The sequence below is a fragment of the Pseudomonas sp. genome, assembly GCF_049645325.1.
GTDB lineage: Bacteria > Pseudomonadota > Gammaproteobacteria > Pseudomonadales > Pseudomonadaceae > Aquipseudomonas.
The window spans coordinates 1-26,388 of record NZ_JBARTQ010000175.1 but is presented as its reverse complement, the minus strand read 5'-3'; the positions used below and the strand labels follow the sequence as shown (position 1 = coordinate 26,388).

At 61.1% G+C, this 26,388-nt stretch carries 20 protein-coding genes; 15 read left to right on the top strand and 5 right to left on the bottom strand.

All coding sequences use genetic code 11. The features are described from left to right. The first annotated feature begins 387 nt into the window (after positions 1–387). The 4 genes from tauA to tauD are packed head-to-tail and all read left to right on the top strand — an operon-like array spanning position 388 to position 3,843. Complete coding sequence (tauA, locus tag WBB95_RS07840) at positions 388–1,365, top strand: taurine ABC transporter substrate-binding protein (protein WP_424487051.1); 978 nt, start codon at positions 388–390, stop codon at positions 1,363–1,365. A gap of 17 nt (positions 1,366–1,382) precedes the next feature. Continuing rightward, positions 1,383–2,162, top strand: a complete 780-nt coding sequence (tauB, locus tag WBB95_RS07835) for a taurine ABC transporter ATP-binding subunit (RefSeq protein ID WP_424487050.1) — start codon at positions 1,383–1,385, stop codon at positions 2,160–2,162. Continuing rightward, on the top strand, positions 2,159–2,995 hold the full coding sequence (gene tauC / locus WBB95_RS07830) for a taurine ABC transporter permease TauC (protein ID WP_424487049.1): 837 nt from the start codon (positions 2,159–2,161) through the stop codon (positions 2,993–2,995). Before tauB ends, tauC begins: the two co-directional genes overlap by 4 nt. An 11-nt stretch (positions 2,996–3,006) precedes the next feature. After that, positions 3,007–3,843 (top strand): taurine dioxygenase, encoded by an 837-nt coding sequence (gene tauD, locus WBB95_RS07825; protein WP_424487048.1) that lies wholly within the window; start codon positions 3,007–3,009, stop codon positions 3,841–3,843. A gap of 379 nt (positions 3,844–4,222) precedes the next feature. On the opposite strand, the gene mgrA is transcribed toward tauD, so the two are convergent. From mgrA to WBB95_RS07810, 3 genes are all read right to left on the bottom strand, one after another. After that, positions 4,223–5,260, bottom strand: a complete 1,038-nt coding sequence (gene mgrA, locus WBB95_RS07820) for an L-glyceraldehyde 3-phosphate reductase (protein ID WP_424487047.1) — start codon at positions 5,258–5,260, stop codon at positions 4,223–4,225. A 108-nt stretch (positions 5,261–5,368) separates the two neighbouring features. Beyond that, complete coding sequence (locus WBB95_RS07815) at positions 5,369–6,697, bottom strand: OprD family outer membrane porin (RefSeq protein WP_424487053.1); 1,329 nt, start codon at positions 6,695–6,697, stop codon at positions 5,369–5,371. A gap of 161 nt (positions 6,698–6,858) precedes the next feature. Further along, on the bottom strand, positions 6,859–7,749 hold the full coding sequence (locus WBB95_RS07810) for a LysR family transcriptional regulator (protein ID WP_424487046.1): 891 nt from the start codon (positions 7,747–7,749) through the stop codon (positions 6,859–6,861). 112 nt (positions 7,750–7,861) lie between these two features. On the opposite strand from WBB95_RS07810, the gene WBB95_RS07805 reads away from it, so the two are divergent. Beyond that, complete coding sequence (locus WBB95_RS07805; protein WP_424487045.1) at positions 7,862–8,593, top strand: SDR family oxidoreductase; 732 nt, start codon at positions 7,862–7,864, stop codon at positions 8,591–8,593. Between the two features lie 177 nt (positions 8,594–8,770). Next, positions 8,771–9,019: a hypothetical protein gene (locus tag WBB95_RS07800; RefSeq protein ID WP_424487044.1), complete on the top strand. Its 249-nt coding sequence runs from the start codon at positions 8,771–8,773 to the stop codon at positions 9,017–9,019. 3 nt (positions 9,020–9,022) lie between these two features. Here WBB95_RS07800 and betT read toward each other — a convergent pair whose 3' ends face one another. Then, positions 9,023–10,984 carry a choline transporter BetT gene (gene betT / locus WBB95_RS07795; protein WP_424487052.1) on the bottom strand — a complete coding sequence of 654 codons (1,962 nt, stop codon included), beginning with the start codon at positions 10,982–10,984 and terminating at the stop codon, positions 9,023–9,025. Between the two features lie 396 nt (positions 10,985–11,380). Between betT and WBB95_RS07790 the strand changes: the two genes are divergently transcribed. Next, positions 11,381–16,477, top strand: coding sequence for a dermonecrotic toxin domain-containing protein (locus WBB95_RS07790; RefSeq protein WP_424487043.1), 5,097 nt, complete (start codon positions 11,381–11,383; stop codon positions 16,475–16,477). Positions 16,478–16,482: 5 nt separating this feature from the next. Here WBB95_RS07790 and epsC read toward each other — a convergent pair whose 3' ends face one another. Next, positions 16,483–17,409 (bottom strand): serine O-acetyltransferase EpsC, encoded by a 927-nt coding sequence (gene epsC, locus WBB95_RS07785; protein WP_424487042.1) that lies wholly within the window; start codon positions 17,407–17,409, stop codon positions 16,483–16,485. 167 nt (positions 17,410–17,576) lie between these two features. On the opposite strand from epsC, the gene WBB95_RS07780 reads away from it, so the two are divergent. The 8 genes from WBB95_RS07780 to WBB95_RS07745 all read left to right on the top strand — a co-directional run bounded on the left by WBB95_RS07780 (position 17,577) and on the right by WBB95_RS07745 (position 26,343). Beyond that, positions 17,577–18,572, top strand: a complete 996-nt coding sequence (locus WBB95_RS07780; RefSeq protein WP_424487041.1) for a D-cysteine desulfhydrase — start codon at positions 17,577–17,579, stop codon at positions 18,570–18,572. A 362-nt stretch (positions 18,573–18,934) separates the two neighbouring features. Continuing rightward, positions 18,935–19,729: a cystine ABC transporter substrate-binding protein gene (gene tcyJ, locus WBB95_RS07775; protein ID WP_424487040.1), complete on the top strand. Its 795-nt coding sequence runs from the start codon at positions 18,935–18,937 to the stop codon at positions 19,727–19,729. After that, on the top strand, positions 19,729–20,394 hold the full coding sequence (gene tcyL / locus WBB95_RS07770) for a cystine ABC transporter permease (protein WP_424487039.1): 666 nt from the start codon (positions 19,729–19,731) through the stop codon (positions 20,392–20,394). Before tcyJ ends, tcyL begins: the two co-directional genes overlap by 1 nt. A gap of 3 nt (positions 20,395–20,397) precedes the next feature. Then, positions 20,398–21,144: an L-cystine ABC transporter ATP-binding protein TcyN gene (tcyN, locus tag WBB95_RS07765; RefSeq protein ID WP_424487038.1), complete on the top strand. Its 747-nt coding sequence runs from the start codon at positions 20,398–20,400 to the stop codon at positions 21,142–21,144. Positions 21,145–21,529: 385 nt separating this feature from the next. Beyond that, positions 21,530–22,327 carry a hypothetical protein gene (locus tag WBB95_RS07760; RefSeq protein WP_424487037.1) on the top strand — a complete coding sequence of 266 codons (798 nt, stop codon included), beginning with the start codon at positions 21,530–21,532 and terminating at the stop codon, positions 22,325–22,327. Positions 22,328–22,514: 187 nt separating this feature from the next. Further along, positions 22,515–23,756 (top strand): SfnB family sulfur acquisition oxidoreductase, encoded by a 1,242-nt coding sequence (locus WBB95_RS07755; protein WP_424487036.1) that lies wholly within the window; start codon positions 22,515–22,517, stop codon positions 23,754–23,756. 26 nt (positions 23,757–23,782) lie between these two features. Next, positions 23,783–24,976 (top strand): SfnB family sulfur acquisition oxidoreductase, encoded by a 1,194-nt coding sequence (locus WBB95_RS07750; protein WP_424487035.1) that lies wholly within the window; start codon positions 23,783–23,785, stop codon positions 24,974–24,976. Beyond that, entirely contained in the window at positions 24,976–26,343 is a 1,368-nt protein-coding gene (locus WBB95_RS07745) for an LLM class flavin-dependent oxidoreductase (protein ID WP_424487034.1), read from the top strand. Before WBB95_RS07750 ends, WBB95_RS07745 begins: the two co-directional genes overlap by 1 nt. Positions 26,344–26,388: the final 45 nt, after the last annotated feature.

Genomic DNA, 26,388 nt, shown 5'->3' with positions numbered 1-26,388 from the left:
GTGGGAGCTGGCTTGTGTGGGAGCTGGCTTGCCTGCGATGCAGTCACCTCGGTGTATCAGCGATACGCAGGCGATGCTATCGCAGGCAAGCCAGCTCCCACCTTTGTTCTGATTGACTCGAAAACCTGCGCTCACTTTTCTTCTAACAAGCTAATTCACTGATCGTTCCCACGCTCTGTGTGGGAACGCCTCTTGTGACGCTCTGCGTCACGCTTTGGGACACGAAGCGTCCTGGGCTGCATTCCCACGCGGAGCGCGGGAACGATCACGGATTCACATTCACTTCTCCTAATAAGCTAATTCGAAAATGTTATTTATTTTCGGATTCTTAGATCATTTAGTCTCCTCACACGCCGACCCTCGGCCGCCTGATTGAGGAGCTTCCCTTTGAAACTTTTGACCCCTCTGCGCCTCTTGGCAGCATTGTCCCTGGCCGGTGCCAGCCTGTTTGCCCAGGCGGCGGATGTGACCATCGCTTACCAGACCACCGTAGACCCAGCCAAGGTCGCTCAGGCTGACGGCGCCTATGAAAAAGCCATCAACGCCAAGATCGACTGGCGCAAATTCGACAATGGCGCCGACATCATCGCCGCCATCGCTTCCGGCGATGTGCAGATCGGCTACCTCGGTTCCAGCCCGCTGACCGCTGCGATCACCCGCAAGGTGCCGGTGGAAACCTTCCTCGTCGCCACCCAGATCGGCGGCGCCGAAGCCCTGGTGGCGCGCAATGGTTCGGGCATCAACAGCCCGCAGGACCTGATCGGCAAAAAAATCGCGGTGCCATTCGTCTCCACCGGCCACTACAGCCTGCTGGCCGCGCTCAAGCACTGGAACATCGACCCGTCGAAAGTGACCATCCTCAACCTCGCCCCGCCGGCAATCATCGCCGCCTGGAAACGCGGCGATATTGACGCCACTTACGTGTGGGACCCGGCTCTGGGCGTGGCCAAGGAAAACGGCAAAGTGCTGATCACCTCCGGCGAACTGGCCAAGTTCGGCGCGCCGACCTTCGATGCGTGGATCGTGCGTAAGGATTTTGCCGCGAAGCACCCGGAAATCGTCACAGCCTTCGCCAAAGTCACCCTGGATGCCTACGCCGCTTACCGCAAAGACCCACAAGCCTGGATCGCCGACACAACCAACATCGACAAGCTGGTGAAACTCTCCGGCGCCAAGGCCAGTGACATCCCGCTGCTGCTGCAAGGCAACGTCTACCCGCTGGCCGCTGACCAAGTGACCTTGCTGGGCGCACCGACCACCAAGGCCGTGACCGACACCGCTGCGTTCCTCAAGGAACAAGGCAAGGTCGACGCCGTGCTGCCGGACTACGCCCCTTTCGTCAGCGCCAAGTTCATCACCCACTGATTCGGGAGTTCATCGCGATGGCCTTGTTACAACTGGAGCGCATCAGCGCACAGTACCCAGGCGCCACAGAACCGGTACTGTCTGACATCTCAATCGACCTGGGGCCCCAGCAATTGCTGGTGGCCCTCGGCCCGTCCGGCAGTGGCAAGACGTCGCTGTTGAACCTGATTGCCGGTTTTGTCGAACCGTCTGCCGGGCGCATCACCCTTGATGGCGTGCCGGTCAAAGGCCCCAGCGCCGAACGTGGCGTGGTGTTCCAGGACGACGCCCTGCTGCCTTGGCAGGACGTGCTGGCCAACGTCGGCTTCGGCCTGGAACTGGCTGGTGTGCCCAAGGCGCAACGTGAAGTGCGCGCCCGGGAAATGCTGGCGCTGGTGGACCTGGCCGGATTCGACAGCCGCCGTATCTGGCAACTGTCCGGCGGCCAGAAACAGCGTGTCGGCCTGGCCCGCGCGCTCGCGGCAGACCCTCGCGTGCTGCTGATGGACGAACCCTTCGGCGCCCTCGATGCCTTCACCCGCGAACAGATGCAGGAGCTGCTGCTGCAAGTCTGGCGGCGCACGGCCAAGCCGGTGTTCCTGATTACCCACGACATCGAAGAAGCGGTGTTCCTCGCCACCGATTTGATTTTGCTCGCGCCCAACCCGGGCCAGATCGTCGAGCGCCTGAGCCTGGGTTTTGGTCAACGCTACGCCGCTGGTGAATCAGCGCGGGCGATCAAGTCCGACCCGCGCTTTATCGAAACCCGCGAACACGTGCTGAGCAAAGTGTTCTCGCAACGGCAGGTGTCCGCATGAGCAGCTACGAACTTCCCGCCACCGCCGCCAAGCCGGTAGCGCACGCGGTTATCCCGGTACGCCGCAGCCTGAGCACGCGCTGGATCAGTGTGCTGACACTGGTCACCTTGCTGGCGATCTGGTGGGCCGTGACCGCCACCGGTTTGATTGAGCCGTTGTTCCTGCCGCCGCCGTCCGCCGTGCTGCAAAAAGGCTGGCTGCTGGCGACCACGGGCTATATGGATTCCACCTTGTGGCAGCACTTGGGCGCAAGCCTGCAGCGCATTGGCCTGGGCCTGGGCTTTGCGGTGCTGACCGCCGTGCCCGTGGGCATTGCCATCGGTTCCAACCGCATTGCACGTGGCATTCTCGACCCGCTGATCGAGTTCTACCGGCCGATTCCGCCGCTGGCCTATTTGCCGCTGATCGTGATCTGGTGCGGTATCGGCGAGCTGTCCAAGGTGCTGCTGATTTACCTGGCGATCTTTGCACCCATTGCCATCGCCACCGCCACCGGCGTGCGCACCGTGGACCCGGCCAAGCTGCGCGCAGCGCAGTCATTGGGGGCCACCCGCGCGCAACTGATTCGCCACGTGATCCTGCCAAGCGCCCTGCCCGACATCCTCACCGGCGTGCGTATCGGCCTGGGTGTGGGCTGGTCCACATTGGTCGCCGCCGAGCTGATCGCCGCCACCAGCGGCCTGGGCTTTATGGTGCAGTCGGCGGCGCAGTTCCTGGTCACCGACGTGGTGGTGCTGGGGATTTTGGTGATCGCCCTGATCGCCTTCGCCATGGAAATGGGCCTGCGTGCCCTGCAGCGCAAATTAGTGCCGTGGCATGGCCAGGCACACTGAGTGAGAACCGCATGAGCAGCCTGACCGTTACGCCAATAAGCACCGCCCTGGGCGCCCTGATCAGTGGCGTCGATATCACCCTGCCGCTCAACCCTGAGGAGCGCGACGCCATCGAACAGGCGTTGCTCACCCACTCAGTGCTGTTTTTCCGTGACCAGCCGATCAACCCGCAGCAACAGGCGCGGTTCGCGGCGAATTTCGGTGACCTGCACATTCATCCGATCTACCCCAACGTGCCGGAACAGCCCGAAGTGCTGATCCTCGACACCGCCGTCACCGACGTTCGCGACAACGCCGTGTGGCACACCGACGTGACCTTCCTGCCGACCCCGGCGCTCGGCGCGGTGCTCAGCGCCAAGCGGCTGCCGGCGTTTGGCGGCGATACGTTGTGGGCCAGCGGGATCGCGGCGTATGAGGCGCTGTCGGAGCCGTTCAAGGTGTTGCTCAATGGCCTGACCGCCACTCACGACTTCACCAAATCCTTTCCGCTGGAGCGCTTTGGCAACACCGCCGAAGACTTGGCGCGCTGGGAGGAAACCCGTAAGAAAAACCCGCCGCTGTCCCACCCGGTGGTGCGCACGCACCCGGTGAGCGGGCGCAAGTCGCTGTTTGTCAGTGACGGGTTTACCACCCGGATCAATGAGCTGGAGCCGGCGGAAAGCGAGGCGGTTTTGAAGCTGCTGTTTGCCCACGCGACGCGGCCGGAGTTCACCATCCGCTGGCGCTGGCAGGAAAATGACGTGGCGTTCTGGGACAACCGCGTGACCCAGCATTACGCGGTGGACGATTACCGCCCGCAACGGCGAGTGATGCACCGGGCGACGATCCTGGGAGATGTACCGTTTTAGTAGGAGGTGGCTTGCGGCGGTGGGTCAGCCTATACATTCATAGACTGACCCAGCGCCTTCGCGAGCAAGCCCGCTCCCACACTGACCGGGGGTGCAGCGAGTAAATTTGCCACACTGAAAATCAAAGGTGGGAGCTGGCTTGCCTGCGATAGCGGTGGATCAGCAACAAATCCATCGACTGACACTCCGCCATCGCGGGCAAGCCCGGCTCCCACAGTGACCGTGGTTGTGCCCGGCTAATTGGCCATACCGAAAATCAAAGGTGGGAGCTGGCTTGCCTGCGATAGCGGTGGGTCAGTAACAAATCCATCGACTGACACTCCGCCATCGCGGGCAAGCCCGCTCCCACAGTTGGCTTGCAGCGTGACGAATTTCCCGGTTATTCAGCGGTAGATGGTTTTTCCCACAAGTTAATCCCGCCTTCCTGCGCAAACCGATCAATCTCCGCCAGTTCCTCAGCACTGAAGCTCAGGTTCTTCAGCGCGCCGACGTTTTCGATAATCTGCTCCGGCCGGCTGGCGCCGATCAGCGCACTGGTCACCCGGGGGTCACGCAGGGTCCAGGCCAGCGCCAGTTGCGCGAGGCTCTGGCCACGGCGCTGGGCGATTTCGTTCAGTGCGCGCACGTGGGCAATGTTTGCCTCGGACAAGTGCTTGGCCTGCAATGAACCGCCGCCCGGGCGATTAACCCGCGCATCAGCCGGCACGCCATTGAGGTACTTGTCGGTCAGCAAACCCTGGGCCAGCGGCGTGAAGGCGATCACCCCGGCACCGAGTTCTTCGGTGGTGTCCAGCAGGTCTTTTTCCACCCAGCGGTTGAGCAGGTTGTAGGCCGGCTGATGAATCAACAACGGCACTTTCCACTCTTTGAGCAAGGCCGCCATTTCGCGGGTTTTCACGCCCGAGTAAGACGAGATACCGATGTACAACGCCTTGCCTTGCTGCACGGCGGTGGCGAGGGCGCTGGCGGTTTCTTCCAGTGGGGTGTCGGCGTCGAAACGGTGGGAATAGAAAATATCCACATAGTCGACACCCAGGCGTTGCAGGCTCTGGTCCAGGCTCGCCAGCACGTATTTGCGCGACCCGCCGCCCTGGCCGTAAGGGCCGGGCCACATGTCCCAGCCGGCCTTGCTGGAGATGATTAGCTCGTCGCGGTACTGCTTGAAGTCTTCGCGCAGCAAACGGCCGAAGTTGATCTCGGCGCTGCCGTAGGGCGGGCCGTAGTTGTTGGCCAGGTCGAAGTGGTTGATCCCCAGGTCGAACGCAGTGCGCAGCAGCGCGCGCTGGGTATCGATCGGGGTGCTGTCGCCAAAGTTGTGCCACAGCCCCAGGGACAGTGCCGGCAGCACCAGTCCACTGCGGCCTACGCGGCGATACGGAATAGATTCATAGCGGTTTTCGGCAGCAATGTAAGTCATCGAATCCTCTCTTGGACGTAGGCAAATAAGGCCTGGGAATAACGATATTCCCAGGCCTTTTAACCAGCTGAATCGCTTAAGTCTGCCGTTCCGTTCTACAGCAATTTCCTACCAGAGGGGAACGACATAACTCACATAGAAGCGGTTTTCATCTTGCACCGTGGCACCGGTAATGTCCGGGCTGGCGTGCGCATTTTTCCAGGTCACGCCCAGGCCTTTGAGGGTGCCGGTGGGGACTTGGTAAGCCACGGCAATGTTGCGTTCCCACTCGCTGGTGGTGCCTTGTACGGTGCGGATGTCATCACCGTGGGCATAGGCCGCCGAGAACGACAGGCCCGTAAGGCCCAGCTTACCGAAGTCATACTTGTACTGCGCAAGCCATGTGCGCTCACCGGCGTGTTGAAATTTATTCAACTGCATGTTGGTCAGCGCCGGGGTGTCGGCACCCGAGCCTGGGCCTTGGCGTGCATCACCGCTGTTCAGGCCGGAATCCAGGTACGGGAAGTCGCTGTCGCCGCTGTTTTTCTGGATGCCGAGGCCGACGGTGTGCCCGTCGAGGCTGTAGCTTTCCAGCAAGCTGACGGTGGACTGGTTGATGCGGCCTTTGCTGGTGCCATCGCCATAGAGGCCGGCGCCGGCAAAGTCTTTATCGCCATCGGCGTTGGCGCCGACACCCAGGCTGCGGAACACACGCACATCGGTGTCGATCGCACCCACGGACAACGCGTCATGACGCTTGGCGCCGAGGAAGAACTGCTGGTAGTAATCCTCAAGGTTGGAATACCAAAGGCTCAGCGTGGTGTTCTGCAAACCGGTGTAATCCGCGCCCCCGAACAGGAAGCGATCGCTCTCTTTGGTGCCGCCGGCGGTGATCATGCCCTGGTCGCCGGTTTCGTTACGGATCTTGGTCTTGAAGATATCGCCACCGGTGAAGGTGAAGTCGGTGAGGTCCTTGGACACCAGTTGCACACCGGTGTTGGTCTGCTGGTACAGGCGGCCGTCAGTGTTGGCCAGCACCGGGTTGTTGCCGTACAGCGTACCGAGGCGCAACTCATCCTTGGCAAAGCGCATCTTGAACGTCGGGCTGAGCACGCCGAACTGGTCGGCGGACTTGCCGTTGTCCAGCGGGAACATGCTGCCGGGGTAGCGGCCCTGGTGGTCCTTGTCGTTGAGGTCGCCGCCGGAATCCAGTTTCAAGCCGTAGAACGCCTGCAAATCCAGGCCGAAACCCACCGGCCCTTCGGTGTAGCCCGACTTGAAGTTGAACTCGAAACCCTGGCCCCAATCTCGCACGCTGTGGGCCTTGGCGGTGCTGTTCACCACATCACGCCCTTGCTGGTTGAGGTAGCGATTGAGCAAGGTCACATCGGCGTGGCTGTCGTCGATAAAATCGGCATGGGCGGACAGCATAAAGCTCGCCATGGCGGCACCCACCATAGGGCTTATTAACGTCTTCATTGTTACCGGTCTCCGTCACTGTTCTGAAATGAAAGCGTCAAACGCTTCACACAATTACGCAGTGGCCAGATGACAGTTCCGCGTCAAAACGCAGCGTTCACGGATGAAATTAAATTTATGCAACCCTTTAAGAACGGGCCTTAGCGGGCATTTTCAAAGATTTCGGCGAGCCAGTCGACGAACACACGCACCCTCGGCGACATGTGTCGGTTATGGGGGTACAACACTGAAACCGGCATCGGCGGCGGTGGCGTGTCGGTGAGAATTTCACGCATCACGCCCTGCTCGATCAGCGCGGCCATGCGGTAATGCGGGCACTGGATAATGCCCAAACCGGCGACCGCGCTGGCCGAATAAATCTCCGCGCCAAACACTGACAATGCGCCCTCGATGGACACTTCCTGCAGCTCGCCATTAACCACGAATTCGAACGGAAACAGTTTCGCCGTGGTGCGCGACACGTAGTTCACCGCGCGGTGCCGGTTCAGGTCTGCGAGGCTTTTCGGCTCACCGTGTTTGCGCAGGTACCCGGGACTGGCGCAGGTCACTTGCCGCAAGGTCGCCACGCGCCGGCCGATCAATGCCGAATCGCCCAAGGTGCCTGCACGCAATACGCAATCGACACCTTCGGCGATCAGGTCGACAAAACGGTCCGCCTCGCTGATGGACAGCTCGATCTGCGGGTAACGCGCCATGAACTGTGGCAGCGCCGGAACCACAAAATACTTTGCCAGCGTGCCATGCAAATCCACCCGCAGGCGGCCCTTGGGCGCCACGCTGCGAAACGCCAGCTCGGCTTCTTCCAGCTCGGCCAGCAACTGCACGCAACGCGGGTAATACGCCGCGCCATCCAGGGTCGGGCGCACGCGGCGGGTGCTGCGTTCCAGCAAGCGCGTGCCCAGCCAGGCTTCGAATTGGTTGAGGGTGTGGGTGAGGGTTGCGCGCGGCAAGTTCAGGTCATCGGCGGCCAACGTGAAGCTTGCGCGCTCGTAGATGCGCACGAACACCTTCATTGCTTTGACCTGATCCACGACGCGTCTCCATTGTTGGCGATTCTTGAACAGTCAAGGCAACTCTGGCGCATTTATCGCCTTCGGTAAACATGTGAACCTGCTTCCACACCCACCGAAAGGCACCCCCATCATGAAAACTCAAGTCGCAATCGTCACCGGCGGTTCCCGTGGCATCGGCGCCGTGGTCGCCAAACAACTCGCCGCCGACGGTTACGCCGTGGCCATCAACTATGCGAGCAGCGCCACCGAAGCATCGAAGCGGGTGGTGGAACTGCGCCAGGCTGGCCACCAAGCCATAGCGATTCAAGGCGACGTGGCCAAGCCCGCTGACATCAAGCGCCTGTTCGACGAAACCGAAGCGCAACTGGGCAAGGTCGATGTGCTGATCAACAACGCCGGCATCCTCAAGGCCCTGCCCCTGGCCCAGCACAGCGATGAGCTCTACGACCAGAATTTCGATATCCACACCCGCGGCACCTTCAACGCCCTGCGTGAAGCCGCCACACGCCTGAATGACGGCGGGCGCATCGTCAACTTCTCCAGCAGCACCGTCGGCCTCAACTTCCCGGGCTACGCGGTGTACATCGCCAGCAAGGCGGCGGTGGAATCCCTGACGCAAGTGTTTGCCAAGGAAATGCGCGGTCGCGGTATCACCGTCAACGCCGTCGCTCCGGGGCCGGTGGCAACCGAGTTGTTCCTGCACGGCAAGAGCGAAGAGCAGATCCAGGGCCTGGCCAAGATGGCGCCACTGGAACGCCTTGGCCAACCGGAAGATATCGCCCGCGTGGTGTCGTTCCTGGTGAGCCCGGCGGGTGCCTGGGTCAACGGGCAGATCCTGCGCGCCAATGGCGGGTTGGTCTGAAGATCGGTTTGCAGGACTTGCTCAAGCCCACTACACCTCTTCGATAGGCAAGCAATGCCTCCTGTGGGAGCGGGCTTGCTCGCGAAGGCGGTGGGTCAGCCAATATCCGCTGACTGACACTGCGCATTTGCGGGCAAGCCCGCTCCCACAGCGGGTCCTCGAAATCAGGAGTTCCATATGCACACTGTCATCGTCATCAGTTGCGGCCTGATCCTGCTCGCCCTGATGCTGTTCATCGGCCAAACGCTGGGCGTTAGCCGTCACCTTCTGGCCTACAGCTTTGTCGGAATCTGGTTGGTGGTGGCGGTGGTCAACGGCGCCGTGGGCGTGATCACCGCCGGCCAGCCCCTGATGTCGGAGCTGGTAATCGGCAGCGGGGTATTCGGCGCGCCGTTGGTGGCACTGGCCCTGTTTATCAGGGCCTGAGCCCTAGCGCACCAGGTGCAGGAACTGCAGGTGGCGCTCGTACTGGTCGAGGATGTCGTTGATGATCTGCTCCTTGGTGTAGCCCACCAGGTCGTAGTCCTGGCTGCCCTCACTCAAGTGCACTTCTGCCCGGTAGTAGCGACGGTTGTTGATCTCTTTCGAGCCCATGCCACCGCGGGCGAACGACGGCGTGAAGTAGCCGCGCATCTGCACCTGGTAGATAAACGGATGCTCTTCGCCATGGCCGATTTCGAGGCTGACGCTGTCGTTGGACGGGTCCGGCTGGGTGACTACGCTCAGGCCTTTCTCGACAAACACCGCCGTCACCTCTTCAATCGCCGGGCGCACCGTCGACTCAAGGAAGCGATACACCTCGTCCCGCGAAGGGAAATGCACCGCCTGGCTCAAGCGCTGGCGCCAGCCGCCCTTGCCTTTGCGCGAGGCCGAAACCGGCGCCAACGAATGCAACTGGGCAATCTGCTTCTGCGACTCCAGGTAGAAGGCCTTGTGCAGCCCCCACATCATCAGCAGCAGGATCAGCGAGAACGGCAACGATGTCAGCACCACCGCTGATTTGAGCGAGTCGATACTGCCGGCAAACAGCAGAGCGCTGGTGACCAGCGCGGTCATTGCGCCCCAGAACACGCGCAGCCATTTCGGCCCGTCTTCGTCGGCGTTGCCGCCTTTGGACGAGAGGGTCGAGAGCACTACTGTGCCGGAATCCGCCGAGGTGACGAAGAACACGAAGCTGATAAACACCGTGACCGCGATCACGGTCTTGCTCCACGGGTAGGTTTCCAGCAGCAGGTAGAGGCTCATCGACGGATCGTCGATGGCCGACTGGCCGAGCGCCGTCATCCCGTGGTTGAGCACCTGGTCGATAGCGCTGTTGCCGAAAATAGACATCCACGCCAGGGTGAAACCCAGCGGGATCAGCAGCACGCCAAACACGAATTCGCGGATGGTACGGCCACGGGAAATACGCGCGATAAACAGGCCCACGAACGGCGACCATGCAATCCACCATGCCCAGTAGAACACCGTCCAACCGCCCAGCCAGTCGCTGGGTTTGTCGTAGGCGTACACGTCGAAACTCTTGGTCGGCAATGCGCCCAGGTAGTCGCCGATGTTCTGAATCAGGGTGTTGAGCAAGTGCTGGGTGGGGCCGGCGAACAACACAAACAGCAGCAGCGCGCAGGCCAGCAGCATGTTGATGTCGGACATCACCCGCACGCCCTTGTCGACGCCGGCCACGGCGACGAGGATCGCCGCGCCCATCATCAGCGTGATCAGGCCAACCTGGATCCATTGGGTGTGGGCGATGCCAAACAGGTAATCCAACCCGGAGTTGAGGTGCAGCACGCCAAAGCCCATGTCGGCGCCCAGGCCGAACACCGTGGCGATAATGCCGAAGCCATCCACCGCATAGCCGATGGGGCCGTTGATGCGCTTGCCGATCAGCGGGTACAGCGCCGAGCGCAGCGCCAGCGGCAAGTTATGCCGGTAGGCGAAGTACGCCAGGGCCATGCCCACGAACGCGAACACGCCCCAGCCATGCAGGCCCCAGTGCAGAAACAGGATCTGCATGGCCTGGCGCGCGGCGTCGGCATTCATCGGCGCGCCCTGGGGCGGTTGCACCAGGTGCGTCAGCGGCTCCGACACGCAGAAGAAAAACAGCGTGATGCTGATCCCGGCGGCGAACAGCATGCCGGCCCAAGACAGGTAACTGAATTCGGGCTCGTCGTGGTCGGCACCGAGTTTTATCTTGCCGTAGCCCGATAACGCGGTGACCACCACGAAGACCAGATACAGGGTCATCGCCAGCATGTAGTACCAGCCGACCGTGTTGGCCGCCCAGTTTTGCGCCGCCAGCAGCCAGGCACCGGCCTGTTGCGGGATAGCGATGACAGTGATGCCAAAAAGCAGGATGAAGGTAGCGGCAAAGTAGAAAACCGGCGCATTCATGCGCACTTGGCCGCTGGCAGGGGTGGACGATGCACTCATGAACGATGCACCCCGAGGGTAGGAAATGTGGCTGTGAATAACGGACTCAGCAAAGGTAAGCCTCCTGTTGTGAGCGGGCAGCGAACCACCGGGTTTAACTTGAACGAACATTCAAGTTAAACATGGATAGGGGTTTAGAGACTAATCCGGTGGCTGGACGGTAGGTGATTCCCACAGCGACCAAGGAATCGTATGACAGCTTAGGATGACAAACGCTCAGCATACTTTTCCGAGTGTTCATACAAAGCCAAGCAATATGTGCGGTTTTCCAGCAGGCGGACTCAACACAATCGAATGAGCCAAGCATCACCAAAGGATCATTCCGCCATGCCTTCAACGCCGACAGTCCAATCAAAAATGCTCACCGAAAATACCCCGATCCATTTTGACTTCATCAAGCAACAGCTGCCTGCCTGGCTGCCGGGCGCCTCTGAGCAGCGCCTGAACGCCTTGAAGCAGCTCCAGCCAAACATCCCGGAACGCTTCCTCAACCCACCGTCCCCGGCGTATCGCCGCCCGTTCAAGCAGGCCATCGATCGCCACTGGGCAAGCCAGAACGCCGTGGACAAAAAGCTCGCGCACCTCAACGACGTCAAGGCATTTGCCATCCCGCTTCTGAAGAATGCCCTGAGCAACTACGGCGACATCGATGTGGTGAATACGTCGATTCGCCTTTATGCCCCGATCAAACTGCCCTGGTGGGCCATTAACCAGCAGCCCGGTGTCACCGCGCGAACAACGACACTGGTGGAGGCAGCGCTGCACAACTTTTCGGCATCGGAGACCTTTGTCGATTACGCGTTCCTGTCGCAGGAAGATGCGCGAGGCCAGCGCGAACAGTTGAGGTTCACGCACCGGGTGACCGCCCAGGCACTGACCGCCGACACGTTCAAGACCCTGTGCCGACATTTGAATATCGGCGCCCGGTACCTGCAGCATCTCAAGGCCGCGCTGGGCTTTGACAACCCGTCGGTGGCGATACCTTTGCAACAAGCCATCATTGGCCACTTGAAAGCGGGGTTGAACAGCGCCGCGCAGTTGGCGCTCGCCAGAAAAGACATTGGCGAGGACAGCTACACGCTCATTCAGACGCTGCTGCAACGCGACGGCCCGCTGCAACTCGGCGGGGAAACAGTCGACTTCTACACCCTGGACCTGCTCGATACTCGCCTGACCGGTATCCTGGTCATTGCCCCCGTACGACTGGACGCCACCGCACACAGGCTGCTGGTTTACATTCCCGAAGACCCGGCCCACCCGCTCAAGGAATACGCCAGCGCGCAGGCGTTTATCAAAGAACTGACCGGCCGATTACGTGACCGCACGCCCGGCACCGAGACGGCCACCCCAAGCTACCAACAGTTTTTCAGCCAATTTGTCGCCCATGACCAACGCGGACGATTCTTCTACGAGCTCAATAGCCGGCTTTCCATCGTTCGCTGGCATGAAAAGGAGCCCGGCGATAACCGCCCAAGCTGGCGGCCAGACCCGGTAGAAGTACCCAAGCTGCGCTTCCAGACCCTGGCCATTCGGGACGACACGCCTAACCGGATCAAAGATCCCTACCAGAACAACCTCTGGCATTACCTGTACCGGGTCAAACTGAACAAGCTGGTGAATGACGCCCGGGAAATCGCCATTTCCACCGACTATGCCGACCGCATGGCCCGTTGGGAGTGGTGGGACAACCTGGAAAAAATGCTCTCGGACATCTTCAATGCCGCCCTCCTGGTGACGACGCCGTTCGTGCCGTTGCTCGGCGAGTTGATGCTGGCGTATACGGCCTACCAGATGCTCGACGACGTCTTCGAAGGCATCGTCGATTGGGCAGAAGGGCTGCAACAGGAAGGGTGGGAGCACCTGCTGTCTGTCGCACAAAGCGCTGTGCAACTGGGCTTGTTCGAATCCGGCGCGAGCATAACGAAGACTGCCAAGGTGAAGCTCTCTTCGTTTGTCGACCAACTGCTACTGGTGCAAGGAGCTGACGCCCAGACGCGCCTGTGGAGCCCTGACCTGAAGCCGTATCAACACAGCAGTCTTCCACTGCCGGAAAATCACGCACCCGGTGAAAACGGCCTGCACCGACACCAGGGCAAGCACATCGCGAACCTGGAAAACAAACGCTATGAGGTCAGGCAAGACCCCATCACGCAGGGTTTTCACCTCGCTCACCCCAAGCGCGCAAACGCCTACCAACCCCAGGTCGCGCTCAACGGCAGTGGTGCCTGTGTGATCAAAGGCGAACAACCGCGAACGTGGAGCAACAGCCGCTTGCTGCGGCGCCTGGGCCCGCAGACACACGGTTTCAGCATGAGCGAGCTGGAGCAGGCGCGCCTCGTCAGCGGCGTCGATTTCGGTGCGTTGCGCCATATGTACGTCAATAACACGCCGACACCGCCGTTGCTGGCCGACACGCTCAAACGCATGAAGATCGCCAAGCAGGTCGAGTCGGACGTCGCCAGCATTCGCGCCAGCCAGCCCCTCGACCCTGCGTCCGATTGGTTCGAACAGATGGTCACCGAGCTGGACGGCTGGCCCAAGGAAAAAGCACTGCTGGTGTACCCGAAAGCTGATCTCTCGGGCACACCCCGACGCTATGGCAATGCAACTGCGCAAGGCCATGATGCCTTGGCTGTCAGCATTGCCGACGTGATGTCGGGCAAGTTGCCGGAAAAAGTCATCGGGTTTCTGGATGAACCCCAGCGCTACGTGTTACTGGGCGACGCCTTGCCTGCGCAAGAGCAAGTGCCGGCCCTGCGCAAGCGACTGGCGGACCATGTCCAGGAGCAAAGTGAACTGCTCTCCAGAGACCTCTATGCTCGCCAGGAAGCCACTGACTCTGCTGAAATCAACCTGCTTCGCAGCCACTACCCTGAACTGCCGCTGAGCATTGCCCAGCGCCTGGTCAGCCATGCCCGTCGGCGTAATTTAAACGTGATGGTCGAAGAAAAGCGCGTGCCGCTGGACGTGAAAAATCAGGCCCGTGAGCTGAATTTCGAAGCTGCCGGCACGCGGATGTTCGAGCAGATTCATCAGGGCAAAACCCCATCGGTTGATACCGAAAACCTCGCGCTCAATACGTTGAGAATCCACTCCGACGCGTTCTCAAACCTGCGTATCCAGGTGCGTGAAAGAACCCCGAGTGGCGACCTGCGAAACCAGGTGGGCGCAGAGGATGCCGCAGACCTGAAAGTTCTGGTGCGCAATCGAAAGGGCCAATACCGAGTGTTCAATTCACAGGGCATGCTGGTGCACGGAGCTACAGACTTTTACAGCGCGCTCTACCAAGCCCTGCCCAACGGAACACACTTTACCGACGGCAATCACCTGCGCTCATGGCTGACCGAGACCACCAAAACCCCGGCCCAACGGCGTATGACCCTGGCTGAACCTCCGATTCGTCCCCGCGCCGACCGCGAGACCCTCACCCTGCTCGGCGGTGGAAACAGCAGCACGATGCGCGGCATGAATGTCCAGGTCAGGCCTGTGACGTTGCAAGGGCGCATCAAACATTGGCTTCCGGCAATGTCCGATGCAGGCGTGAGGCACTTTGCGCAGAACGCTGAGACACCAGAAGGCTTGGCAAAACTGGAGCAGGTGGAACGTGAAGGCAGCGCCCTTGAGACGGCATTGGACACCTATGTTCGTTCAACCACCCAATGGCCGCAAAACAGCCGCCTGGAAGCCGTTACCCAGCAACGCAGGGCGCTCTTTGCCGACCGTGTGATGAACGCTTGGCGCGAAGGTTATACCCAACTGCACGACCCCGTCGGTTCCGCAGAGGGAACAGTCAACATGGACCTCACGCAACTGGATTGGCCGGATAAATTGCCCATGCTCCCGATCGATTTGGGGTTGGTCACACACCTGGACATGAGCAATAGCGGGTTCACCTCCAAACACGCGCATTTCCTCCTGCGCGTCCCCAATCTCCAGGCGCTGGATCTGTCCAGCAACGCCTTGGAGGAGCTGCCTGTGGCTGTCGCCAACATGCACTCGCTCAAGGAGCTGAACCTGAGCGGCAACCGCATCGCCCTGAACGAGACGGGCAGTGAACAATTGCGCGGCCTTTCACGTCTGCGATCGCTGGACCTTTCGAATAACCGCTTGGGCCGCGCACCGAATATCAGCCGAATGCCCGACCTGGAGCTGCTTGATCTTTCCCACACCGGCCTCAACGAATGGCCCGTGGGACTTTTTGCGCACGCGCGAGATGAGCGTTTTGTACTGCACCTTCAAGGCAACTCGATTACCACGGTTCCAGAGGTCGCCAAGGATTCCGACGAAGCGTTGGTGGTTGCCTGTACGCGGCTGGACCGCTCAATGCTGGCCGCCGAAGCCAGAGACCTTTTCGACGAGTACAAAATCGCCTGGGGGCTCGACCCACTTCGGACCTACCCCCCAAAGGGCGAGGCCGACTTCTGGATTGACGATCTGGACGATGATAATCAGCACCGCTACAGAACTATCTGGAATGAACTGGAAAAGGAACCAGGCTCTCAGGGCTTTTTCGAAGTCTTGAAAAAACTCGAGCCACCTGAGTTTTTCGAAGACGCACAGGATGAAACCCGCTACTACCAGAACAAGGCCATCCTCGCCGCTCAAGGGCGATACATGCTGGCGAGCATGCATGAAGACCCGGCACTGCGTCGGACGCTGTTTCAGATGTCCAGTTTTCCAGGCTTGTGCCCCGATGCCGGCAGCCAGATATTCACTGAAATGGGGATCCAGGTCGAAGCGCGAGGCGCTCAGCTTTACAGCCGCACGCCCGGAGAACGTGAAGATCAATTGGCAAAATTGGCCCGAGGTGCGGCCAGGCTGGCCTTGCTCAAGCAAGTCGCCCGTGCGGACATCGCGCACCGCCTCCAATCACCCGCCGAAGGAGGCTTGGGGTTGCGGCTGACCTCACAGGTGATGAATGGCGAACCCGGCACTGTCGACGAAGTGGAAGTGCACCTGGCCTACCAGACGCGCTTGGCCAATAAGCTCCAACTGCCTTGGGTCAGCAGCAGCATGGCGTATCGCGCCACTGCCGACGTGCCTGAAGCCAACATCGCCCAGGCGCAGACGGCGGTGCAGACACTCAGTGAGGGCGATGGCCTGGTCAATCAAATGCTGTTGGAGCCCTATTGGGAAGCCTTTCTCAAGGAACACTACGCGCATGACTACGCCGCGAATGAAGAGCACAGCGCCGAGCAACTGATGCTCTTCGAAGACCTGGACAGCGAACAGAAAGCCTTTGCTGATGCCAAGGACTTGAACGAAGAGCAAATAAATCGCAAGCGCCAAGACCTGAAAAAGCGCGTGGCGCAACTGCAAATAGGTGATCGGGTCGACCTCGACCACGTCATGCCGGAGGCTTTGTACGACCAGATCTACAATGACTTGGCCGAGCGCCGCAAAGAGTGGCTGCGCGAGCAGACTCGCTTGTCACTGGCGCGGCTTGAAGACTAGAACGCTCACTTTCGTGTGCCGTCATCATGCTGCAGATTCGCCTGAGTAATATTCGCCCCCGCCGGCACGCTGCGGGTCAGCCACACGTTGCCGCCAATGGTTGAGCCCTTGCCGATGGTAATCCGCCCCAGAATCGTCGCGCCGGCGTAGATCACCACATCGTCCTCGACAATCGGATGGCGTGGATGGCCCTTCTGCAATTGCCCATCCTCGTCCGCCGGAAAGCGTTTGGCGCCCAGCGTCACGGCCTGGTAGATGCGCACCCGCTCGCCGATGATCGCGGTTTCGCCAATCACCACGCCCGTCCCGTGGTCGATAAAGAAGCTCGGGCCGATCTGCGCGCCAGGGTGAATATCAATACCGGTCGCCGAGTGCGCAATTTCGGTGCTGATACGCGCCAGCAGCGGCAAACCGGCGCGGTACAGGTGATGTGCGAGGCGATGGTGAATCACCGCCAGAATCCCGGGGTAGCACAGCAGCACTTCATCCACACTGCGTGCGGCCGGGTCGCCGTGGTAGGCCGCCAACACGTCGGTGTCGAGCAAACTGCGCAGGGACGGCAAGGCCAGGGCGAAATCCTGGATCAGGCGGATGGCATGGGCGTCGACTTCGCGGTCATCCTTGCCGCCCTGGCGAGCGGCGTAACGCAGCTCCAGGCGGGCCTGGGCGAGCAAGGCATTCAATGCGACGTCGAGGGTGTGGCCGACGTAGAAGTCTTCACTCTCTTCGCGCAGGTCCACCGGCCCCAGGCGCATCGGAAACAGCGCGCCGCACAACGACTCAAGAATCTGCGCCACTGCTTCACGCGACGGCAGCTCGCGGCCACCATGCTCGCCGCTCAAACGGCCATTGCGCGTTCGCCACTGGTCCCGGGCGCTGCGCAGTTGACTGACGATGGTCTGCAATTGCCAATGACTGGAACGCTCACTCACGGTATTCACTCCTGACGAAATGGCCATCACTTTACGGTATGCACCCTGGCCGCCATTAAGAACCAATGGTGTGATACTCAGAACTTTCCGACATAAGCGATTGACGGTTGCCCGATGAAAAGTGCCTGCCTATAGTCGCCCCTATCACTTAGCCACCGTGCGCCGCCATGATCAAACAACAGCTCGACCGTTTTAACCGCCTGGAACTGCTGGGCGGCGCCACTGCCCTGGAAAAACTTGAGCGGCTGTCGGCCTGGCTGGGCAGGGACATCTACGTCAAGCGTGACGACACCACGCCCCTGGCCATGGGCGGCAACAAGCTGCGCAAACTTGAATACCTGGCGGCGGATGCCATTGCCCAGGGTGCCGACACGCTGGTGACCGCCGGTGCGATCCAATCCAACCACGTACGCCAGACCGCAGCGCTGGCCGCCAAACTTGGCCTGGGCTGCGTTGCGCTGCTGGAAAATCCCACCGGCACCGAAGACCCCAACTACCTGGGCAACGGCAACCGCCTGCTGCTGGAGCTGTTCGACGCCAAGGTGGAACTGGTAGAAAACCTCGACAACGTTGACGACCAACTCAACGCCCTCGCCGACCGCCTGCGCAGCAATGGCAAGACGCCGTACCTGGTGCCCATCGGTGGTTCGAATGCGCTGGGCGCGTTGGGTTACGTGCGCGCCGGGCTGGAACTGGCCGGGCAGATTGAAGCCAGCGGGATCGAGTTTGCCGCCGTGGTACTGGCCTCCGGCAGCGCGGGCACACACAGCGGCCTGGCGCTGGCCTTGAGTGAAGTGCTGCCGAATTTGCTGGTGATTGGCATTACGGTGTCGCGCACCGACGAGGCCCAGCGCCCGAAAGTACAGGGCCTGGCCGAACGCACGGCCGAGTTGCTGGGTGTGGATATTCCCGAGGCCTTCAAGGTGATCCTGTGGGACGAGTACTTCGGCCCGCGCTACGGCGAACCGAACGCCGGCACCCTGGCTGCGGTCAAGTTAGTGGCGAGCCAGGAGGGGCTGCTGCTGGACCCGGTCTACACTGGCAAGGCCATGGCCGGTTTGCTCGATGGCATCGGGCGTCAGCGGTTTGAAGACGGCCCGATCATTTTCCTGCACACCGGCGGGGCGCCGGCGTTGTTTGCCTATGACTCGGTGTTTAACTGAATATAAAGAGGCTCAATGTGGGAGCTGGCTTGCCTGCGATAGCGGTGATCCAGCCACCCATCCGCCACTGACACACCGCTTTCGCAGGCAAGCCAGCTCCCACATTTGGCTTGCATCGCTGGCTGATTAGTATTCCAAAATAATATAAGAGGTTGTTTTTATATTATTTTCAAGTCTTAGAAACTCGCCTTATAGTCGCGCCGCAGGCGAATTTGCTGGCGGATACACACGACGAATGTGAAACCACATCACCGCGTCGATGCATTCGCAAGCAAGCCCGCTCCCACAGGCCGCGCTTTTAAGGCAGGATACGACTACTGCGTCACCTGCTTCGCTCAACATAAAAAACACAGGGGCTCTTCATGACTATTTCTGTATTCCGTCGCACGTTGTTGGTTGGCACTTTGGGCCTGGCACTCGGGGCTGGCCTGATCGGTCAGGCAGTGGCTGGCGACCAGTTGAACAACATCAAGAAAGCCGGTGAGATCAAGATTGGTCTCGAAGGCACTTACCCGCCGTTCAGCTTCGTTGACGAAAGCGGCAAGCTCAGCGGGTTCGAAGTCGAGCTGTCCGAAGCCCTGGCTAAAGAGCTGGGCGTCAAGGTCAAGCTGCAAGCCACGCCATGGGACGGCATCCTTGCCGCCCTGGAATCCAAGCGTCTCGACGCCGTGGTCAACCAGGTGACCATCTCTGAAGAGCGCAAGAAGAAGTACGACTTTTCCACGCCTTACACCGTCTCCGGTATTCAGGCGCTGGTGCTGAAAAAGAACGTCGACAGCATCAAGACCGCCGACGACCTGGCCGGCAAAAAAGTCGGTGTGGGCCTGGGCACCAACTACGAACAATGGCTCAAGGACAACCAACCCAAAGCCATCATCAAAACCTATAACGATGACCCGACCAAGTTCCAGGACCTGCGCATCGGCCGTATCGACGCCATCCTGATCGACCGTCTGGCCGCACTGGAATACGCCAAGAAAGCCCCGGACACCGCCGCTGCAGGCGATGCGTTCTCCCGTCAGGAAGCCGGTATTGCCCTGCGCAAAGGCGAGCCTGAACTGCTCGACGCCGTGAACAAGGCACTCGACAAACTGCGCGCCGACGGCACGCTGAAGAAGTTGTCCGAGAAATACTTCAACGCTGACGTCACTCAATAATGGAAGCAGGTTTCCAACTCGCGCTGGACTCCGCGCCCTTTCTGCTCAAGGGCGCGTACTACACGGTGATCCTTAGCCTCGGCGGGATGTTTTTCGGCTTGCTGCTGGGCTTCGGCCTGGCCTTGATGCGCCTGTCGCGCTTCAAGCTGGCCAGCTGGATCGCCCGAATCTACGTGTCGTTCTTTCGCGGCACGCCCTTGTTGGTACAGCTGTTCCTGATCTACTACGGCTTACCGCAAGTGGGCATCGAGCTGGATCCGATTCCGGCGGCCATGATCGGCTTCTCGCTGAACATGGCCGCTTATGCCTGTGAAATCCTACGGGCCGCCATCGCTTCCATCGAGCGTGGCCAGTGGGAAGCTGCGGCCAGTATCGGCATGACCCGCGCGCAGACCCTGCGCCGGGCCATTTTGCCGCAGGCCATGCGCACGGCGTTGCCGCCGTTGGGCAACAGCTTTATTTCACTGGTCAAGGACACGGCGTTGGCCGCGACCATCCAGGTGCCCGAGCTGTTCCGCCAGGCGCAACTGGTCTCGGCGCGGACCTTCGAAATCTTCACCATGTATCTCTCCGCCGCCCTGATCTACTGGATCCTGGCGAGCATCCTGGCGCACTTTCAAAATCGCCTGGAAGACCGGGTCAACCGGCATGACCTGGAGTCTTGAAGCATGATCGTGGTTGAAAAACTGACCAAACAATTCAACGGTCAGGTGGTGCTCAACGGCATCGACCTTGAGGTCAAGGAAGGCGAAGTCGTCGCCATCATCGGCCCCAGCGGTTCCGGCAAGACCACCTTTCTGCGCTGCCTGAATTTCCTCGAACAACCCACCAGCGGTCGCATCAAGGTGGGCGATATCGAGATCGACAGCAGCAAGCCGCTCAATCAGCAACAAGGCCTGGTGCGGCGCTTGCGCCAGCACGTGGGTTTTGTGTTCCAGAACTTCAACCTTTTCCCCCACCGCACCGCGCTGGAAAATGTCATCGAAGGCCCGATCGTGGTCAAGAAGATGCCGCGCGAGGCAGCGACCGAACTCGGTCGCGCGCTGCTGGCCAGGGTCGGCCTGGCGGGCAAGGAAGGGTCATACCCGCGGCGTTTGTCCGGTGGTCAGCAACAGCGCGTGGCGAGTGCCCGTGCGCTGGCCATGGAGCCGGAAGTAATCCTGTTCGACGAACCCACCTCGGCACTCGACCCGGAACTGGTCGGCGAAGTACTGGCGACCATCCGCAGCCTGGCCGAAGAAAACCGCACCATGGTCATCGTCACCCACGAGATGAGCTTTGCCCGTGACGTGGCCAACCGGGTGATCTTTTTCGACAAGGGCGTGATCGTGGAACAGGGCGAAGCCAAGGCATTGTTTGCCAACCCCAAAGAAGAACGCACCAAGCAGTTCCTGAGCAAGTTTCTGGCCCACTGAGCACCCACTTATGGGCGTGTGTGGGAGCCAGGCTTGCCCGCGATAGCATCACCTTGGTGGGTCAGTTACACCGGTGTGAGGCCATCGCAGGCAAGCCAGCTCCCACACAAGCGCGCTCCTACAAGGGGTACTCAATCCCGCCAGAAAAACACCCGCCACCCCCCTCTTGAAATACCCCCGCCCCGTCAGCCCATTCTGAATCTGCTCAAACCCGCCGTTTAGCCTTTTGCCTCCATTGACGCTCGCCGGCCAACCCTCTTATCTAGGGCCCAGAGGATTGGATCCTATCCCGGCTATTCACTGAATCGTTCCTTTCGGCACCCCGCGCACAACCGCGCCACGGGCGCCGGAACGATTGCTGCTGGCTGCATCAAGGAGATTACTTATGACGCGCACTGCAACCCCGGCCATGCTCACCGCCCCGACCTTGCCCCAGGCTCATCGACACGGCATCAATGCCCTCGCCGCGGCCTATTTGCACGTGGACATCGCGCCCTACCCCGGCATGGAGGAAGGCGACCTGATCGAGCTGTTCTGGAACGACTGCTTTGCCGATTCACGACGGATCACCGCTGGCAAAGTCGGCACGCCGACTCGCCTGCGCGTCCCGGAAAGTTTTGTGCAAGACGGCCCGGCACGGGTTCACTACCAGGTCATGCAGGTCGGCTACGCCCCGGCGCGCTCGGCCACCACCCTGACACGGGTGAAAACCAACTGCCCGGGCGGCCAGCCGGGGGTCCCGCTCAACCTGGAAGACAACCCCGAAAACCAGAACCTCGCCCTCGTCGGCCTGCCCGACACCATCCGCCGCTACGGCGTCAACGGCAGCCAGGTGCGACGCGGCATCCCGCTGACCATCGAGCCCTACCCGAACATGGCCGCCGGCGACGCGATTACCTTGCGCTGGGGCGATGTGCGCGTGGACCTGCCGACAATCCAGGCCAAAGACCTGGGCCTGGCGATTCAGGTGTGGGTGCCCTCGGCGGTGATTGTTGAAGCGGGCGACGACTGCCGTCTGGACGTGACGTACTGCATCCTTGATCGCGTGGGCAATAATTCACGCTGGGCACCGGCCCGCACGCTGACCATCGCGGCCTGTTCACCGCAGGCGCCAACCCGCCCGGCCAAGGCCGTGGCGATCTATCAACCGCGTCAGCCGGGCTCGCCCTGCGAGCCTGGGTGAGCGCCCTTCTATGCTTATTCCTAGAAGTTAGTTTATTTAAGGATTTAACACGCTTAGGGTATATGCACCGGACCACCGGACATCTCTGATTTTTCTGTTTTTATTTCATTGAATGCGAGGTCGGTATGGTCAGAATTACCCCGGTGCATAACGCCAGGGCATTACGTGCAGCCAAGGAGCGGCGCTGATGTCTAACTTGGCTCTAACACCCCCCCAGAGTGATCTGGACGTAGCCCCCCTGTTGTTGCCGGCCGCCGTGCTGCGCAACGACGCCGAGGCGCTGAACGCGGCCCATGAGCTGGCCCAGGCTGCGCGCCTGCAAGCCGCCAAGCGCGATCAGCAACGCAAACTGCCGTGGGCGCAGCTCGAACAGTTCACCCGCAGCGGGTTGGGCAGTATTTCCATTCCCCGCGAATTCGGCGGCCCAGAGGTTTCGTTCGTGACCCTGGCCGAGGTCTTCGCGATCATCAGCGCGGCAGACCCGGCCCTCGGGCAGATCCCGCAGAACCATTTCGGCATCCTGCACCTGCTGCAGGGCGCGGCCACCGAGCGCCAGAAAAAGCAGCTGTTCCAGAGCGTCCTCGACGGCTGGCGCATCGGCAACGGCGGCCCGGAGCGCGGCACCCGCAATACCCTGGAGCTCAAGGCGCGCATTACGGCCGAAGGCGACGGGTATGTGATCAGCGGCCAGAAGTTCTACTCCACCGGCGCACTGTTTGCGCATTGGGTGGCGATCAAAGCGCTGAACGATGACGGCAAGCAGGTCATGGCGTTTGTGCGCCGTGGCACCGAAGGGCTGCGCATCGTCGATGACTGGTCGGGCTTTGGCCAACGCACCACAGCCAGCGGCACCGTATTGCTCGACCGCGTACCGGTAGACGCAGAACTGGTGATCGACAACTGGCGCATCGGCGAAAGCCCGACTATCCAGGGCGCCGTCTCGCAATTGATCCAGGCGGCTATCGACGCCGGCATCGCCCGAGGCGCACTCGATGACACCATCGCCTTCGTTCGCGAACGCTCGCGCCCGTGGATCGACGCCAAGGTCGAGCGGGCCAGCGATGACCTGTATGTGATCGCCGACATCGGCAAACTGAAAATCGAACTGCACGCTGCCGAAGCGCTGCTGCGCAAGGCCGGCCAAGTACTGGACCAAGTCAACGCTGCACCGATCACCGCGCAATCGGCTGCTCGTGCATCGATTGCCGTGGCCGAGGCAAAAGTGCTGACCACCGAAGTGTCGCTGCTGGTCAGCGAGAAGCTCTTCGAACTGGCCGGCAGCCGCGCCACGCTCGCCGAGTTCAACCTCGACCGTCACTGGCGCAACGCCCGGGTGCACACCCTGCACGACCCGGTGCGCTGGAAGTATCACGCGGTGGGCGCTTATCGCCTGAACGGCACGTTGCCGGCTCGTCACTCCTGGATTTAACCGACCAGACCTCTGGAGAAATACGCATGACCCTTTCTCACCACGTCGCGGTTATCACCAGCGATGAACAAGCCCTTATTGTCGCCAGCGACCTGGCCGAAGACTTCCGCCGCGACAGCGCCCAGCGTGACCGAGAACGCCGCTTGCCCCTGCCCGAACTGGACGTGTTTTCACGCTCCGGTTTGTGGGGCATCAGCGTGCCGAAGGAACACGGCGGCGCCGGCGTGTCCAACGTGACCCTGGCCAAGGTCATCGCCTTGATCGCCCAGGCGGATGCGTCGCTGGGCCAAATCCCGCAAAACCATTTTTATGCCCTGGAAGTGCTGCGCGTGAACGGCAGCCTTGCCCAGCAACAGCGCCTGTACGCCGAAGTACTCGCCGGCCAGCGTTTCGGCAACGCGCTGGCGGAACTGGGCACCAAGACGGCGCACGACCGTGTGACCTCGCTCACCCGCGACGGCGACGGTTTTCGCATCAGCGGGCGCAAGTTCTACTCCACCGGCGCGATTTATGCGCAGCGCATCCCAACGTCGGTTGTGGATGAAAACGGCGTGCAGCAACTGGCATTCGTGCAGCGCGACAGTGAAGGCCTGAGCGTGATTGACGACTGGAGCGGCTTCGGCCAGCGCACCACCGGCAGCGGCTCGGTGGTGTTCGACAACGTCTGGGTCGCCGCGCAAGACGTGATCCCGTTCCAGAGCGCCTTCGAGCGCCCGACCACCGTCGGCCCGTTGGCGCAGATCCTTCACGCTGCCATCGACACCGGCATCGCCCGCGCCGCCTTTGAAGACGCGCTGCACTTTGTGCGCACCAAGACCCGGCCGTGGATCGATTCCGGCAACGACAAGGCCAGCGAAGACCCACTGACCCTGAAAAGTTTCGGCCACTTAAGCATCCGCCTGAGCGCCGCCGAAGCGCTGCTGGAACGCTCCGGCGAGTACCTCGACCGCGCCCAGGCCGACAGCACGGCCGACACCGTTGCGGCAGCCTCCATCGCCGTCGCCGAAGTGCGCGCCCTGAGCACTGAAATTTCACTCGCCGCCGGCAGCACCTTGTTTGAACTGGCCGGCAGCCAGGCGACCCTGGCCGAGCATGGTTTAGACCGCCATTGGCGCAACGCGCGCGTGCACACCCTGCACGACCCGGTACGCTGGAAGTACCACGCCGTGGGCAATTACTACCTCAACGATGAAAACCCGCCGCTGCGGGGGACTATCTGATGAGCCTGCCGGAAAAAACAAAGAAAAAAATCCTGCTCAATGCCTTCAACATGAACTGCATCGGGCATATCAACCACGGCCTGTGGACGCATCCACGGGACACCTCCACGCAATACAAAACCGTCGAATACTGGACCGAACTGGCGCGAACCCTGGAGCGCGGGCTTTTCGACGGTTTGTTCATTGCCGACATTGTCGGCGTGTACGACGTCTACCAGAACAGCATCGACGTGCCGTTGAAAGAGTCGATCCAGCTGCCGGTCAACGACCCGCTGCTGCTGGTCTCGGCCATGGCCGCCGTGACCAAGAACCTCGGCTTCGGCCTCACCGCCAACCTCACCTACGAGCCGCCGTACCTGTTCGCCCGGCGCATGTCCACGCTCGACCACCTGAGCCGTGGCCGCGTGGGCTGGAACATCGTCACCGGCTACCTCGACAGCGCCGCCAAGGCCATGGGCCTCACCGAACAGGTGGAGCATGACCGCCGCTACGACCAGGCCGATGAATACCTGGAGGTGCTCTACAAACTCTGGGAAGGCAGTTGGGAAGACGACGCCGTGCTCAATGATCCGCAGGCGCGGGTCTATGCGAAGCCGGGCAAGGTGCACAAGGTCGAGCACCACGGCGAGTTCTATCAGGTAGAGGGTTATCACCTGTGCGAACCCTCGCCGCAGCGCACGCCGGTGCTGTTCCAGGCCGGCAGTTCAGAGCGAGGTTTGCTGTTCGCCGGGCGGCATGCCGAGTGCGTGTTCATCAGCGGGCAGAACAAGGCGGCGACCAAAGTGCAGGTGGACAAGGTGCGTGCCAGCGCCGTGGAGGCCGGGCGAAACCCGGATGACATCAAGGTGTTCATGGGCCTCAACGTGATCGTCGGTGCCACCGAAGCGCTGGCCTGGGCCAAGCACGCCGAGTACCTGAGCTACGCCAGCCCGGAAGCCGGTGTGGCGCATTTCTCGGCGTCCACGGCGATTGATTTTGCGCAGTACGCACTGGACGAACCGATCCAGTACGTGAAGAGCAACGCCATCCAGTCGGCCACCAAGAACCTGCAAAACAATGACTGGACCCGGCGCAAATTGCTTGAGCAGCACGCCTTGGGTGGCCGCTACATCACCCTGGTCGGCTCGCCCGAGCAGGTCGCCGATGAGCTGGAATCGTGGATCAGCGAAACCGGCCTGGATGGTTTCAACCTCACGCGCATCGTCACGCCGGAAAGCTACGTGGACTTTATTGACCTGGTGGTGCCGGAGCTGCAGAAGCGTGGGTCGTACAAGACCGCGTACGAGACCGGCACTTTGCGCGAGAAGGTTTTCAACGGCGGCGCGCGCTTGCCCGAACAACACACCGGTTCCTCCTACCGCCACTGAACTGAACCGAAAACTGTGGGAGCGGGCTTGCTCGCGAAAGCGGTG